General features: G+C 65.6%; 14 protein-coding genes. 1 reads left to right on the top strand and 13 read right to left on the bottom strand.

Features of this window, described 5'->3' with window-relative positions; all coding sequences use genetic code 11:
* Window position 1 precedes the first annotated feature (1 nt).
* The 3 genes from EI171_RS15155 to miaA all read right to left on the bottom strand — a co-directional run bounded on the left by EI171_RS15155 (window position 2) and on the right by miaA (window position 4,143).
* The gene (locus EI171_RS15155) at window positions 2-973 is read right to left on the bottom strand and encodes a threonine dehydratase (RefSeq protein WP_161533745.1); all 972 of its coding nucleotides are present in this window, start codon (window positions 971-973) and stop codon (window positions 2-4) included.
* Between the two features lie 4 nt (window positions 974-977).
* On the bottom strand, window positions 978-2,753 hold the full coding sequence (locus EI171_RS15150; RefSeq protein ID WP_161533744.1) for an acetolactate synthase 3 large subunit: 1,776 nt from the start codon (window positions 2,751-2,753) through the stop codon (window positions 978-980).
* 445 nt (window positions 2,754-3,198) lie between these two features.
* Window positions 3,199-4,143, bottom strand: coding sequence for a tRNA (adenosine(37)-N6)-dimethylallyltransferase MiaA (miaA, locus tag EI171_RS15145; RefSeq protein ID WP_161533743.1), 945 nt, complete (start codon window positions 4,141-4,143; stop codon window positions 3,199-3,201).
* 11 nt (window positions 4,144-4,154) lie between these two features.
* Here miaA and serB point away from each other — a divergent pair, with 11 nt between their 5' ends.
* Window positions 4,155-5,060 (top strand): phosphoserine phosphatase SerB, encoded by a 906-nt coding sequence (gene serB / locus EI171_RS15140; protein ID WP_060908559.1) that lies wholly within the window; start codon window positions 4,155-4,157, stop codon window positions 5,058-5,060.
* A gap of 141 nt (window positions 5,061-5,201) precedes the next feature.
* On the opposite strand, the gene EI171_RS15135 is transcribed toward serB, so the two are convergent.
* From EI171_RS15135 to EI171_RS15090, 10 genes are all read right to left on the bottom strand, one after another.
* A complete protein-coding gene (locus tag EI171_RS15135) occupies window positions 5,202-6,725 on the bottom strand; it encodes a Do family serine endopeptidase (RefSeq protein WP_011089246.1) in 1,524 nt (507 codons plus the stop codon).
* Between the two features lie 143 nt (window positions 6,726-6,868).
* Window positions 6,869-7,075, bottom strand: a complete 207-nt coding sequence (locus EI171_RS15130) for a DUF2065 domain-containing protein (RefSeq protein ID WP_011089247.1) — start codon at window positions 7,073-7,075, stop codon at window positions 6,869-6,871.
* A 74-nt stretch (window positions 7,076-7,149) separates the two neighbouring features.
* Complete coding sequence (gene hflC / locus EI171_RS15125; protein ID WP_011089248.1) at window positions 7,150-8,046, bottom strand: protease modulator HflC; 897 nt, start codon at window positions 8,044-8,046, stop codon at window positions 7,150-7,152.
* Window positions 8,043-9,185: an FtsH protease activity modulator HflK gene (gene hflK / locus EI171_RS15120; protein ID WP_011089249.1), complete on the bottom strand. Its 1,143-nt coding sequence runs from the start codon at window positions 9,183-9,185 to the stop codon at window positions 8,043-8,045. The genes hflC and hflK overlap by 4 nt, the downstream gene beginning before the upstream one ends.
* Before the next feature lie 153 nt (window positions 9,186-9,338).
* A complete protein-coding gene (locus tag EI171_RS15115) occupies window positions 9,339-9,848 on the bottom strand; it encodes a dihydrofolate reductase (protein ID WP_011089250.1) in 510 nt (169 codons plus the stop codon).
* Complete coding sequence (locus EI171_RS15110) at window positions 9,848-10,333, bottom strand: GNAT family N-acetyltransferase (protein ID WP_011089251.1); 486 nt, start codon at window positions 10,331-10,333, stop codon at window positions 9,848-9,850. Before EI171_RS15110 ends, EI171_RS15115 begins: the two co-directional genes overlap by 1 nt.
* 5 nt (window positions 10,334-10,338) lie before the next feature.
* Complete coding sequence (locus tag EI171_RS15105) at window positions 10,339-11,133, bottom strand: thymidylate synthase (protein WP_011089252.1); 795 nt, start codon at window positions 11,131-11,133, stop codon at window positions 10,339-10,341.
* Between the two features lie 169 nt (window positions 11,134-11,302).
* Window positions 11,303-12,283 (bottom strand): tripartite tricarboxylate transporter substrate binding protein BugD, encoded by a 981-nt coding sequence (locus tag EI171_RS15100; RefSeq protein ID WP_161533742.1) that lies wholly within the window; start codon window positions 12,281-12,283, stop codon window positions 11,303-11,305.
* 163 nt (window positions 12,284-12,446) lie between these two features.
* Window positions 12,447-13,961, bottom strand: coding sequence for a tripartite tricarboxylate transporter permease (locus tag EI171_RS15095; RefSeq protein ID WP_027544749.1), 1,515 nt, complete (start codon window positions 13,959-13,961; stop codon window positions 12,447-12,449).
* 7 nt (window positions 13,962-13,968) lie between these two features.
* Window positions 13,969-14,730 carry a tripartite tricarboxylate transporter TctB family protein gene (locus EI171_RS15090; protein ID WP_161533741.1) on the bottom strand — a complete coding sequence of 254 codons (762 nt, stop codon included), beginning with the start codon at window positions 14,728-14,730 and terminating at the stop codon, window positions 13,969-13,971.
* Between the last annotated feature and the right edge of the window lie 5 nt (window positions 14,731-14,735).

The following is a 14,735-nucleotide window of genomic DNA, read 5'->3' as shown; positions in this document are numbered from 1 at the left end:
GTCACGCCATCGCTGGCGCCTCTGCCCCGATCCAACTGCGGAACAGGTCGAAATCGATATTGCCGCCGGACAGCACGAGACCGACGCGCTTGCCTGACAGTTTTGTCTTTTCCCGAAGCGCCGCGGCGAGCGCGGCGGCACCGGCGCCTTCGGCGAGATTGTGCGTATCAGTCCAGTAGGCGCGGATCGCGGCGGCGACCTCGTCGTCGGTGACCTGCACGATGCGCGAGGCGCCCTTCCGGATCAGCGCGAACGCGTCTGCGTCGGGAATGCGCGTTGCCATGCCGTCGGCCAGCGTGTTGCTGGTCTTCGTCGTCACGATCTTGCCGGCCGCGAACGACAGCGCATAGGACGGCGCTTCGGTCGACTGCACGCCGACGATCTCGGTCTTCAGGCCCAGGAGGTCGCGTGCCATGATGCAGCCGGAGATGCCGGAGCCCTGCCCGATCGGCACATAGAGAACATCGAGATCTGGCGCCGTCCGGAACAGTTCGAGCGCATAGGTGGCGACGCCGAGCACGAGATCCGGATGGAACGACGGCACCATGTGCAGGCCGGTAAATTGGGCGCGCCGTTGCGCCTCCTCGGCGGCCGCTTGAAAATCCTCGCCATGCTCGACGAGTTCGGCGCCAAAGGCCTTCATCGCCCGGTTCTTCTCGACCGAGTTGCCGCGCGGCACATAGATCACCGCAGGCACGCCGTGGCGGCTCGCCGCGAACGCCAGGCTCTGGCCGTGATTGCCGCGCGTCGCCGAGATGATGCCCGGGGTATTCGGCCGCTCACGCTTGAGCCGATCGAGATAAACGAGGCCGCCGCGCACCTTGAAGGCCCCGATCGGCGTGTGGTTCTCGTGCTTGACGACGACCTCGGTGCCGAGACGCTGGGCGAGCAGCGGCCAGGCGTGCGCCGGCGTAGCCGGCACCGCCTGCCCCACAATGTCGAGTGCGCGCTCGAGCTCCTTCAGGTCGAACATGACGTCACACCAGCGCCTTGCCGCCCGCGAACGCCTTGGCCGTCGCCTCGTCGTTCGCCTGCTCCGGCAACAGCATCTCGTTGTGCGCCTTGCCGGAGGGGATCATCGGGAAGCAGTTTTCCAGCGCAGCGACGCGGCAGTCGAACAGCACCGGGCGCTTGACCGAGATCATCTCCTGGATGGCGCCGTCGAGATCTGAAGGCTTGTGCACCTGGATGCCGACGCCGCCATAGGCTTCCGCGAGCTTGACGAAATCCGGCAGCGCCTCCGAGTAGGAATGCGACAGGCGGTTGCCGTGCAGCAGCTGCTGCCACTGCCTCACCATGCCCATGTACTGGTTGTTCAGGATGAAGATCTTGATCGGCAGCTCGTACTGCACCGCCGTCGACATCTCCTGGATAGTCATCTGCACCGAGGCATCGCCTGCGATATCGATGACGAGGCTGTCCGGGTGCGCCACCTGCACGCCGACCGCGGCGGGCAGGCCGTAGCCCATGGTGCCGAGCCCACCCGACGTCATCCAGCGATGCGGCTCCTCGAAGCCGTAGAACTGCGCCGCCCACATCTGGTGCTGGCCGACCTCGGTCGTGATGTAGGTATCCCGGCCGCGCGTCGCCTCGAACAGGCTCTGGATCGCGTGCTGCGGCAGGATGATGTCGTTGCTCTTCTTGTAATAGAGCGAGTTGCGGGCGCGCCACTGCGCGATCTGCTGCCACCACGCCTTGACGTCCGGCTTCTTCGCCTCCGCCTTGAACACCTGGAGGATGTCGCCGAGGATGTTGCCGCAATCGCCGATGATCGGCACGTCGACACGGATGTTCTTGTTGATCGAGGACGGGTCGATGTCGATGTGGATCTTCTTCGAGCCCGGCGAGAACGCGTCGACACGGCCGGTGATGCGGTCGTCGAAGCGCGCGCCGACGCACAGCATGACGTCGCAATCATGCATCGTCATGTTGGCCTCATAGGTGCCGTGCATGCCGAGCATGCCAAGCCAGTTCTTGCCCGACGCCGGATACGCGCCGAGGCCCATCAGCGTCGAGGTGATCGGAAAACCGGTGACCTCGACCAGCTCGCGCAGCAGCTTGGTCGCCTCCGGGCCGGAATTGATCACGCCGCCGCCGCTGTAGATCACGGGACGCTTGGCGTTCGCGAGCAGCGAGACGGCCTTGCGTATCTGCGTCGCATCGCCCTTCACGCGCGGCGCGTAGGAGCGGTGCACGTCGGACTTGCGCGGCGGATGATAGGTGCCGGTCGCGAACTGCACGTCCTTGGGCACGTCGACCAGCACCGGGCCCGGACGGCCCGTGGTCGCAACGTAGAACGCCTCGTGCAGGACCTTTGCGAGGTCGTTGACGTCGCGCACCAGCCAGTTGTGCTTGGTGCAGGGACGCGTGATGCCGACCGTGTCGCATTCCTGGAACGCGTCGTTGCCGATCAGATGCGTCGGCACCTGGCCGGAGATGCAGACCAGCGGGATCGAGTCCATCAGCGCGTCGGTCAGCGGCGTCACCATGTTGGTGGCGCCGGGACCGGAGGTCACCAGCGCAACGCCCGGCTTGCCGGTCGAGCGCGCATAGCCCTCGGCGGCGTGGCCCGCGCCCTGCTCGTGGCGGACCAGGATGTGCTGGACCTCGCTCTGCTGGAAGATCTCGTCATAGATCGGAAGCACCGCGCCGCCGGGATAGCCGAAGATGTCGGTCACGCCGTGATCGATGAGCGCGCGAACGATCATCGCGGCGCCGGTCATCTGGTTCGGATTGTGGCTCTTGTCGCTCATTGGCTTGCTCCGGATGCGCTGTTGCCAGCGGCTTCATTCATGTCGGGTTCGGGAAATAAAAAAGGCCCCGAAGAGGGCCCATGCACACCGCCTGTCATGTGGATGGCAGCTAGCCATCCCCGGCGGTGTGCCTGGGTACGACGGCGATAAGGAGCTTGGTAATAATGTTACGCATGGCAGGCGCCCGGCTTCCCAAAGGTTGCGCGAAACATAGCGGCCAAAGCCCGGATGTCAAGGCGATGCGGCCGTCCCCGCGCGATTTTGGCAGTGTAGCGGTGTTCCCGGGGTTCGGCGAGAGGTAAATTCGGGGAACCCGGCGCAAAAGCACGTCGCCTACGCCGTCATTCCGGGATGGTCCGCAGGACCAGACCCGGAATCCCGAGATTCCGGGTTCTCGCTTTGCGAGCCCCGGAATGACAGCGCATAGGAGGCCTCAACCCTCGTCCTACGCCGCATTCGCGATCGCCGCGAGCCAGCCCCTCGCCTCCTCCGGCTTCACCCATTCGAACTCCGGCAATTGGTGCCGGAACCAGGTGAATTGCCGTTTGGCGTAATGGCGGGTGTCGGCGCGGCCGATCGTGGCCGCCTCGTCCAGGCTGAGTTCACCGCGCAAATGCCGGATCAGGGCCGGCACGCCATGGGCCTTCATCGCCGGCAGCAGCGGATCGAGCTGCCGGGCGGCGAGGCGCTCGACCTCCCTCAAGGCGCCGGCGCCGAGCATGGCGTCGAAGCGGGCATCGATGCGGGCATAGAGCTCGTCGCGCCCGGGGGCGAGAAATACCGCGTGAAAACTGTCCCTGGGCAACAGCGGCGGCTGGCCCTCCTGATGCCAGTCCAGCAGCGAGCGCCCGGTCGCCTCGATCACTTCGAGCGCGCGCGCGATCCGCGTGCGGTCACGCAGGTTCAATCGCCCGGCCGCACGCGGATCGCGGGCCGCGAGTTCCGCATGCAGCGCCTCGACGCCGTTCCGCTCCAGCCGCGCGCGCACGTCTTCGCGCACCTCGGCAGGGATCGGCGGCACCACAGAGAGGCCCGCGGTCAGCGCCTTGAAATAGAGCCCGGTGCCGCCGATGAAGATCGGCAGGCGGCCTTCGGCTCGCGCCCCTTCGAGCGCCTTGGCTGCATCGTTCACCCAGGCGCCGGCCGAGAAATTCACGGCGGCATCGACATGGCCGTAGAGGTAATGCGGCACGAGCGCCTCGTCTGCCCGTGTGGGGCGCGCCGTGATGATGCGCAGGTCGCGGTAGACCTGCATGGAATCGGCATTGATGACGACGCCACCGGTGGCGAGCGCCAGCTCGAGCGCCAACGCCGACTTGCCGCTGGCGGTCGGGCCTGCGATAAGCACGGCCTTGCCAATAGGCCTTCTGCCGACTTGCCCCTCGCTCACGAAAACCTCAAATGTCCCTGGTCGCCACGCTGATCTGTAATCCCGATAGTCCCGCGCTCGACTCTACCATCGTCGACGGCGCCCGCGCCGTGCTGCCTCAGGCGGCGCCGGCGCACTGGCTGTTCGACGGGGTTGCGGTCGATATTCCCTTCGGCGCCGACAGTAACCTCGAAGGCGACCGTCACGCCATCGAACAGCGGTTGCGCGAGCTTCGCGGCGACCTGCCGATCGACATCGTCGTGCAGCCAGCCGGCGTCCGGCGCAAGAAGCTTTTTCTCGCCGACATGGATTCCACCATGATCGGCCAGGAATGCATCGACGAGCTCGCAGATCTCGTCGGGATGAAGGCCCATGTCGCCGCCATCACCGAACGCGCGATGCGCGGCGAGATCGAGTTCGAGCCGGCGCTGCGCGAGCGCGTTGCGCTTCTGAAGGACCTTCCCGCCAGTGTCGTCGACGAGGTGCTGGAAAAGCGCATCACGCTGACGCCGGGCGGCCGCACACTGGTCGCGACCATGCGGGCGCACGGCGCCTATACCTGCCTCGTCTCCGGCGGCTTCACGCTGTTCACGAGCGCGGTCGCCGCCAGGATCGGTTTCCAGGAGAACCGCGCCAACGAGCTGATCGTGCGCGACGGCAAGTTCACCGGCGAGGTCAAGGAGCCGATCCTGGGCCGCGCGGCCAAGCTCGCGACGCTGGTGGATCTGATGGAGTCGTTCGATCTCGACGACGTCGACTCGGTCGTGGTCGGCGACGGCGCGAATGATCTGGCGATGATCCAGGCGGCGGGACTGGGCGTGGCCTATCATGCCAAGCCGGCGGTGGCCGCTGCGGCTGCTGCAAAGATCGACCACGGCGATCTCACCGCGCTGCTCTATGCGCAGGGGTATAGACGCGAGGAGTTTGTGGAGGGGTAGCCTCCTCCCCGCTGTCATCGCCCGCGAAGGCGGGCGATCCAGTATTCCAGAGACAGTGCGGCTAGAACCGAGAGGCCGCGGCGTACTGGATGCCCCCGCCTTCGAAGGGGCATGACAGTTGAGTGCGGGGCGTATCGCCCCTTACTGCACGCTCAGCGCCACGAACCGCAGCTCGCCGTCGGCGTTGGAGACCAGCAGCAGCACCGACTTCTTGCCGTCCTTCTTGAGCTGGTCGACCCGCTTCTGGATGTCGGCGCCGCTGGAGACGACCTCCTGTGCCACCTCGACGATGACGTCGCCGGCGGACAGGCGCTTCTCGGCGGCGTCGGAATTGGCGTCGACATTGGTGACGACCACGCCCTTGACGCTGTCCTTGATCTTGTAGCGCGTGCGCAGGTCCTTGTTCAGCACGGCGAGATCGAGGCCGAGCGCCTTCTGGGTCACCGGCTTCTCCGGCGCGGGCTCGTCGGTCTTCACCGCGGCCTGCACCTTGTCGGGATCCTGGAGGCGGCCGAGCGTGACCTTCTTGGTCTCCTCCTGGCCCTTGCGGATGATGATGACGTCGACCTCCTTGCCGACCGCTGTGTCGGCGACGACGCGGGAGAGATCCTTCGGGTCCTTGACGTCCTTGCCGTCGAACTTGACGACGACGTCGCCGGGCTCGATGCCGGCCGGCTTGGCCGGGCCCTTGTCGTCGACGCCGGCAACCAGCGCGCCGCGCGGCGGCTTGATGTTGAGGCTCTCGGCAATCTCATCGGTGACGCTCTGGATGCGCACCCCCAGCCAGCCGCGGCGCAATTCGCCGAACTGGCGGAGCTGGTCGACGACGCCCATGACCGTCTTCGACGGCACGGCGAAGCCGATGCCGATCGAGCCGCCGGAGGGCGAGATGATCAGCGTGTTGACGCCGATGACGTCGCCATCGAGATTGAACAGCGGACCGCCGGAATTGCCGCGGTTGATGGCGGCGTCGGTCTGGATGTAGCTGTCATAGGGACCCGAGGAGATGTCGCGGTTCTTGGCCGAGACGATGCCGGCCGTCACCGTGCCGCCCAAGCTGAACGGGTTGCCGATCGCGACCACCCAGTCGCCGAGACGCAGCTTGTCGGAATCGCCGAACTTCACCGCGACCAGCGGCTTCGTCGGCTTGAACTTCAACACGGCCAGGTCGGTCTTCTTGTCGACGCCGACCAGCTCGGCCTTGATCTTGGTGCCATCGTTGAGGATGACGTTGATCTCGTCGGCGTCCGCAATGACGTGGTTGTTGGTGACGACGACGCCTGATGTGTCGATGATGAAGCCGGAGCCGAGCGAGTTGGTCTTGCGGGGCGGGCCGTTGTCGCCGCCCTTGCCGCCACCGGGGCCGCCGGGACCCCTGCGGTTCTTGAAGAAGTCGTCGAAGAACTCCTCGAAGGGCGAGCCGGGCGGCAGTTGCGGCATGGTGTTGCTGCCGCCGCCCTTGGCTTCGACGGTCTGCGAGGTCGAAATGTTGACGACCGCGTCGATCACCTTCTCGGCGACGTCGGCGATGCCCTCCGGTCCGCGCGCCTGAGCTGGCGTGCCGAACGCGCCGAAAGCACTGACGGCGAGCGCGGCCAGCCCAATTCTCACGCCAAGTCGCGCACGATGGCGCAAGCGGGACGGGGCAATGATGGCAGCGGTCATTGTGATCTCCAGAAAAAGGGATTCGGCGTCAAGACTGCGCTCGAACGGGGGGACGGCGCAAGCGCGGAGCTTCACGGGCCTCAAGACCCGGATAATACGGCGAAAACCGGTCCCTTGCCTTCACTTTGGCGTTGGCGCGAGGCCTAAATCGGACGCCGCATCACCCAGATCAGGATCAGGCCGACCACGGCCGAACCGATCCCGACCGCCCGCAGGACGTTGTCCGGCGTGGCGATGGCGCTCTTCATGGCCTTGCGCATCCAGTTCGGACTCGCCGCGAACATCAAGCCTTCCAGCACGAACAGGATGCCTAAGCCGATGAGGAAGTCGGCGAACGCAATGGACCTCATCGGATTGGAACCTCCCGTGGTGCTGTTCTTGTCTGGACGAAGGGCGGCCAGACCTGCCGCCGCCCTTGTCTAGCTTACGGCTTTGCCGGCGTCGCGGTCGCCGCCTTGCCGGACGGGTTACCAAAGAACCGGAAGAAATCCGAGTCCGGCCGCAGCAGGAAGCGGGTGTCGTTCGACTTCAGCCCGTTCTCATAGGCCGTCATCGACCGGTAGAAGGCGAAGAAGTCAGCATCCTTGCCGTAGGCTTCCGCAAACAGGCGGTTGCGCTCGGCGTCGCCGACGCCGCGGGTCTGCTCAGCCAGCGATCTGGCTTCCGCCTCGATCACGGTCGCCTCGCGGTCGGCCTTGGAGCGGATCTCCTGCGCCTTCTGGCCGCCCTGCGCCCGGAACTCGGCGGCTTCCCGCTCGCGTTCCGTCTTCATGCGCTGGTAGACCGCCTGGCTGTTCTGCTCCGGCAGGTCTGCGCGGCGAATCCGGACGTCAACGACCTGGATGCCGTAACCGTCGGCCTCGCGATCGAGCTGGTCGCGGATACGCAGCATCAGCTTCTCGCGGTCGTCGCGCACCACGTTGATGAAGGTGACCTCGCCGAGCACGCGGCGCAGCGCCGCGTTCAGGAGCGTGGTGAGCTGGATGTTGGCAGCCTGGATCGAGCCGACGCTCTGATAGAAGCGCAGCGCGTCCTTGATGCGGTAGCGCGCGAAGGCGTCGACCACCAGCCGCTTCTGGTCGGATGCGATCGCTTCCTGCGACGGGTTCTCCAGATCGAGGATCCGCTTGTCGATGTTGATCACCGAATTCCACGGCGCCTTGAAGTGCAGACCGGGATCGGTGACGACGTCGACGGGCTTGCCGAACTGAAGCACGATGGTCTGCTCGGTCTGCTGCACCGTGAATAGCGACATGTAGCCGACGATCACGACGAGCAGGAGCCCGAGGAGGGTGACGATACCTGTGACCGGAGACCTCATCGGCTGCCTCCGCTCGATTGCTGACCGGCGGCGGGCGGCCGCTTCGTCGTCAATTCGCCCAGCGGCAGATAGGGCACAACGCCCTGGCCCGAGGGGCCGCCGTCATAGACGAGCTTGTCCGCGCCGCCGAGCACGCGCTCCATCGTCTCCAGATAGATCCGTTCACGCGTCACTTCGGGCGCCTTCTTGTATTCCTCGTAAACCTTCAGGAAGCGCGAGCTCTGGCCCTTGGCCTCGGCAACCGCCTGCTCCTTGTAGCCCTCGGCGGCCTGCATGATCTGCGCCGCACGTCCGCGCGCCTGCGGCACCACCTGGTTGGCGTAGGTCTGTGCTTCGTTCTGCAGCTGCTCGAGATTGGCGCGCGCCGCCTGCACGTCGCGGAAGGCGTCGATCACCTGCGCCGGCGGATCGACCTTCTGCATCTGCACCTGGCTGATCTGAATGCCGGCGCCGTAGCTGTCCAGAGTCTTCTGGATCAGTTCCTGCACGCCCTGTTCGGTGACGTTGCGCGCGCCGGTGAGGATCGGCTGGATCTGCGAGCGGCCAATCACCTCGCGCATCGCGCTCTCGGCGACCGCCTTCACAGTGCCTTCGGGGTTCTGGATGTTGAAGAGGAAGTCGCCGACGCCGCCGGTGTCGGGCTTGATGCGCCATAGCACGGTGAAGTCGACGTCGACGATGTTCTCGTCACCGGTGAGCATCAGGCTCTCTTCGGGCACGTCGCGAATGGAGCGGCCGCGCCGTGCCGGATCGTCGATCAGCGTCATGCCGATGGAGATGGTGTTGACGCGCAGCGCCTTGGGCAGCAGCACTGTCTCGATCGGATAGGGCAGATGATAGTTCAGGCCCGGATCCACGGTGCGGACATGCTTGCCGAAGCGCAGCACGACGCCGCGCTCCTCGGACTGCACGCGGAAGAAGCCCGACAGCAGCCAGAACGCGATGATGATCAGGATGATCAGCGTGATGCCGACGCCGGAGAAATAGCCACCCGGCATGATCTGCTGAAGGCGGTCCTGGCCGCGCCGCAGAAGGTCTTCCAGATCCGGAGGCCTCGGCCCGACCGGTTGCGGGCCTGAGCCCCATGGTCCCTTTGGACCCGAGCCCCATGGGCCACCGCCCTGATTCTTCCACGGCATTCGACGCTCTCCTCGGCAGGGTGGAATTGCCCCTGCCCGCTTTGTCCGGTCCGGCTTTATAGGGGACAGGCAGGTCCCTTACAACGCAGCCCGGGCTGTCTTTGCAGCTAAGCCCGGGGGCAGAAAAGTCAATGTTAACATTGGCGAATGCGGTTAATGGCGCGGCCGCCGACGATATGTCACATAGGAGTAATCGGCGCTGTCGTTCGGTCCGGCAGGATGACGGATGCGCGCCGTCTCCTCCCATTCTGCCTTGTCGATGCCGAAATGCGTGTCGCCGTCGGGGCGCGCATGCACTTCGGTGATTTCGAGCCGATCGGCACGACCGAACCATTGCCGATAGATCTCGGCGCCGCCGATCACCGCGATTTCGGTGACCGAACGCCGCAGGGCATCGCCGCGCGCAATCGCCTCCGCATCCACGGCTGATGTCGTGACGACGGCACCGGCGGCGCGATAAGCCGGATCGCGCGTGATCACGATGTTGGTGCGGCCCGGAAGCGGCCGGGGCAGGGATTCGAAGGTCTTGCGGCCCATGATCACGGGCTTGCCGATCGTGAGCGCCTTGAAGCGCGCCATGTCGGATTTCTGCCGCCATGGAATCGCGTTACCTGCGCCGATGACGCCATTCTCCGCGACCGCCACGACGAAGACGATCTCCATCAGACAGAGCTCCCCGCAAGCCGCGTCAGCGCAGGACCGGTGACGCGGCACAGCGTCCAGTCGTCCATCATGACGGCACCGAGCGACTTGTAGAACGCGATCGACGGCGCGTTCCAGTCGAGCACCGCCCATTGCAGACGCGACCAGCCGTTCTCGACGCATTCCTTTGCGAGATAGACCAGCAGCGCCTTGCCGAGGCCTTTGCCCCGATGCGACGGCCGCACATACAGATCTTCGAGATAGATGCCGTGACGGCCGCTGAAGGTGGAGAAATTGGCGAACCAGACCGCAAAGCCGACCGCCTCGCCGTTCCACTCGGCGATCGCACAATAGAGCCGCGGTCGCTCGCCGAACAGCGCGTCCGCGATGTCAGCCTCGGTCGCCTCGACCTCGTGCGAGAGCTTTTCGTATTCGGCGAGCTCACGGATGAAGGCAAGAACCAGCCCGGCTTCGCCAGGACGCACGCGGCGGATGTTGAGCGACATCTGCGTCAGACCGCGACTTCCGCCTTGATGTGCGGGTGCGGATCGTAACCGACGAGCTCGAAATCCTCGAAGCGGAAGGAGAAGATGTCCTTCACGTCAGGATTGATCCGCATCACCGGCAGCGCACGCGGTGCGCGCGTGAGCTGGAGCTTCGCCTGCTCCAGATGGTTGGAATAGAGATGTGTGTCGCCGAACGAATGCACGAAGTCGCCGGGCTTCAGGCCCGTGACCTGCGCCACCATCATGGTGAGCAGCGCATAGGAGGCGATGTTGAAGGGCACGCCGAGGAACACGTCGGCCGAGCGCTGATAGAGCTGGCACGACAGCTTGCCGTTGGCGACATAGAACTGGAACAGGCAATGGCACGGCGGCAACGCCATCTTGTCGACCTCGGCCGGATTCCAGGCCGAGACGATCAGGCGGCGCGAGTCCGGATTGCGCTTGATCATGTCGACGACGTTGGCGATCTGGTCGATGCTGCGTCCGTCCGGCGCGGGCCAGGAACGCCACTGATGACCGTAGACCGGGCCGAGATCGCCATTGGCGTCCGCCCACTCGTCCCAGATGGTGACGCCGTTGTCGCGCAGATATTTGATGTTGGTGTCGCCCTTCAGGAACCACAACAGCTCGTGCACGATCGCCTTCAGCGGCAGCCGCTTGGTGGTCAGCATCGGGAAGCCGGCCGACAGATTGAAGCGCATCTGATGGCCGAACACCGAGAGCGTGCCGGTGCCTGTCCGGTCGGTCTTCTCGGCGCCGTCTGAAAGAATCCGCTCGAGCAGGTCCTGATACTGGTGCATGTGTCGTGTGCCTTTGGGGAGGCCGCGAACTTAGCGGCCACCCCCGCGCTGCGACAGCGGCGATTCGCTGCCTCCACCGATTATACCCGGAAAAAGTGAGCGTTTCCGGTGCAAACGGCAAGGGGCGGAACTCGCGTCCCGCCCCCGCCTATCGGCTTGATTGTGCTGGTTAACTGGCCGGCTTGAGCACCGGGGTCCATTTCGCGATCTCGTTCTTCACGAGGGTCGCGAGCGCCTCCGGCGTCCGGTCCTTTGGGCCCGGGATGACGCTGCCGAGCTCGAGCAGGCGCTTCCTCACCGTCTCGTCGTCGAGCGCTTTGACGGCGGCGGCGTTCAGGCTCGCCACGATGGCCGGCGAAGTTCCCTTCGGTGCGAACATAGCGTTCCAGGCCTGGGCCTGGAACGCAGGCAGGCCGGCTTCCGTCGTCGTCGGCACGTTCGGCAGCGACGGATTGCGCTCGGCCGTTGCGATCGCATAGGCCTTGATGGTGCCGGCGTTGATCTGTGGCACGGCGTTGACGATCTGGTCGCACATGTAGTCGACCTGCCCCGCCACCAGCGCGTTCATCGCGGGGCCGGTGCCGTTGAAGGGCACGCCGACCGGCTTGATGTCGAGGATGGAGTGCAAGAGCTCGCAGGACACGTGCGAGACCGAGCCGACGCCGGCATGCGCCGCGTTCACCTTCTCGGCATTGGCCTTCACATAGGTGACGAACTCCTTCAGGTCCTTCGGCGGAAAATCCTTGCGCGCCAGGATCAGGATCGGCGTGCCCGCCAGCAGCGCGATCGGCTCGAAGTCTTTCTCCGGATGATAGGCAAGCTTCGGATAGAGCGGCACGGATGCGGCGTGCGTGCCCATATGCCCCGTGATCAGCGTATAGCCGTCATTGGCCGCGCGTGCGGCCCGCGCGGTCGCGGTGGTGCCGCCGGCGCCGACCACGTTCTCGATGACGATGCTCTGCCCCAGCGTCTGCGCCATGTGCGCGGTGACGATGCGCGAGATCACGTCGGTCGGGCCGCCGGCCGCGAACGGCACGATCATGGTGATGCCGCGCGTCGGATAGGTCTGCGCCTGAGACGGTGCGACAAACGCGCACAGCGATGCGGCCGCCGCGGCACATGCGCCCGCGAGCGCGCGAATAAAGGTCATGTCGATCTCCTTGTCGGTCCCAGGTCGGTTCCTTGTCGACTCCTTGGGACACAAACAAAAATGCCGGCCACAAGGGCCGGCATTTTCATTTCACGAAGACATCACACAAGTCGATTCGACTTCCGAATGCGGCGCGCGGACGCAGGGCGCCGCGCCGACGCGATCAGTTCTCGGATTCGGTGAACACCTCGTCGCGCTTGGCGCGCAGCGCGGGCAGCACCGTGAGGATCAACAGGCTCGCCGCGATCGCCAGCAGCACCGCCGACAACGGACGCGTCAGGAACACGCTCCAGTCGCCGCGCGAGATCAGCAGCGCGCGGCGCAGGTTCTCTTCCATCAGCGGTCCGAGCACCATGCCGAGCAGCAGCGGTGCCGGCTCGAAATCGTGCTTGATCAGCCAGTAGCCGACGAGACCGAACACGCCGGCGAGGATGACGTCGACCGGTGCGTTGTTCACCGAGTAGATGCCGATCGCGCAGAAGATCACGATCGAGGGGAACATCAGCCGGTAAGGCACGCGCAGCAGGCGGACCCAGATTCCGACCAGCGGCAGGTTGATGATGATCAGCATCAGGTTGCCGATCCACATCGAGGCGATCATGCCCCAGACGAGATCCGGCTGCTTCTGCATCACCTGCGGGCCCGGCACGATGCCATGGATGGTCATCGCGCCCACCATCAGCGCCATCACCGCGTTCGGCGGGATGCCGAGGGTGAGCAGCGGGATGAAGGAGGTCTGCGCCGCCGCGTTGTTGGCGCTTTCCGGCGCCGCCACGCCCTCGATCGCACCGCGGCCGAACCGCGACGGGTTCTTGGCGATCTTCTTCTCGAGCGTATAGGCCGCAAAGGACGCGATCACGGCACCGCCGCCCGGCAGGATGCCGAGGATCGAGCCGAGCACGGTGCCGCGCAGGATGGCAGGCGCGGAGTCGCGCAGATCCTTCCTGGTCGGCATCAGGCCGGTGATCTTCTGCTGCACGAGGTCGCGGTTCATCTCGGCGCCGGCGTCGAGGTTGCGGATGATCTCGGCAAAGCCGAACACGCCCATCGCTACCGTCGCAAAGCCGAGACCGTCGGCGAGCTCCGGAATGTTGAAGGCCATGCGCGAGGCGCCGGTCTCGATGTCCGAGCCGACCATTGACATGAGCAGGCCGAGCACGATCATCGCGATCGCCTTCAGCACCGAGCCCTTGGCCAGCACGACCGCGAAGATCAGACCGAGCACCATCAGCGAGAAATACTCGGCCGGACCGAACGCCAGCGCGAGCTTGGTCAGCGGCGCGCCGAGCACGGCGATGAGCACGGTCGCGACGCAGCCGGCGAAGAACGAGCCGATTGCCGCGATCGCCAGCGCCGGGCCGGCACGGCCCTGCTTGGCCATCTGGTGACCGTCGATGGCGGTGACGACCGATGTCGCCTCGCCGGGTATGTTGACCAGGATCGACGTGGTCGAGCCGCCATATTGCGCGCCGTAATAGATGCCGGCGAGCATGATCAGCGCGCCGACCGGCGGCAGTCCGAAGGTGATCGGCAGCAGCATCGCCACGGTCGCGATGGTGCCGATGCCCGGGAGAACGCCGACCAGCGTGCCGACGAGGGCGCCGATCAGGCACATCAGGAGGTTGATCGGAGAGAGCGCGACGGCGAAGCCGTGGGCGAGGTTGGCAAAAATATCCATCACGCCCTCACTGGATCAGGAAACGCGGAAACATCGGCATCGGTAGCCCGAGCACGTAAGGGAAGAGCAGCGCGCAGCCGAGCGTCAGGCAGGCGCCGACGATGGCAGCCTCCAGCCAGCGCGTCTCATGCGAGCCCATCGCCGCGATCATGAAGCTCGCGAAGGCGGAGACCACGAGGCCCAGCGGCCGGATCGCGAGCGCGAAGAACACGATCGAGACCATCACGAACAGCGGCCCGCGCCAGGAGTAATGGGCCATCGCCGGCCCATCGGTCAGAAGGCCGGTCAAGGCAATGCCGGCGGACAAGGCGACCAGCAGCCCGCCGAACATGCGCGGCGCGGTGCCCGCACCGAAGGAGAAGCCGCGCATGCCCTGCAAATCGCTCGAGGCCCACAGCGCGAACAGCGCGAGTGCCATCAGGATGACGCCGCCGACATAATCCTGGGCCGACCGGATGGTCATGAACAGCGTGACGATCGCCACCGCTAAGACCGGATAGGAATAGATCAGCGCCAGCAGCACGTCGGATGACGCCTTCTTGGTCTCACCGCCGACCGATCCGATCAGTGCCGCGGGAGCGCCCGCGACCAGCGCGGTGGCGTGGTTGATCAGGACGGTGGCCGGGCCGCGTCCCGCGCCCCAGCCAAAGATCGTCCCGATCGACCAGATGAATTCGAATATCTGCGGCGCAACGGCCAGCAGACAAAAACCGATCGCCACCGAGGTGTTTCGGGTGGCTGTCGCTGAGTGGCCCATCGTATCGGCCATGCATG

The organism is Bradyrhizobium sp. LCT2, assembly GCF_009931255.1.
Lineage (GTDB): Bacteria > Pseudomonadota > Alphaproteobacteria > Rhizobiales > Xanthobacteraceae > Bradyrhizobium > Bradyrhizobium diazoefficiens.
The sequence above is the reverse complement of the archived record's forward strand: the minus strand, read 5'-3'. Positions and strand labels throughout refer to the sequence as shown.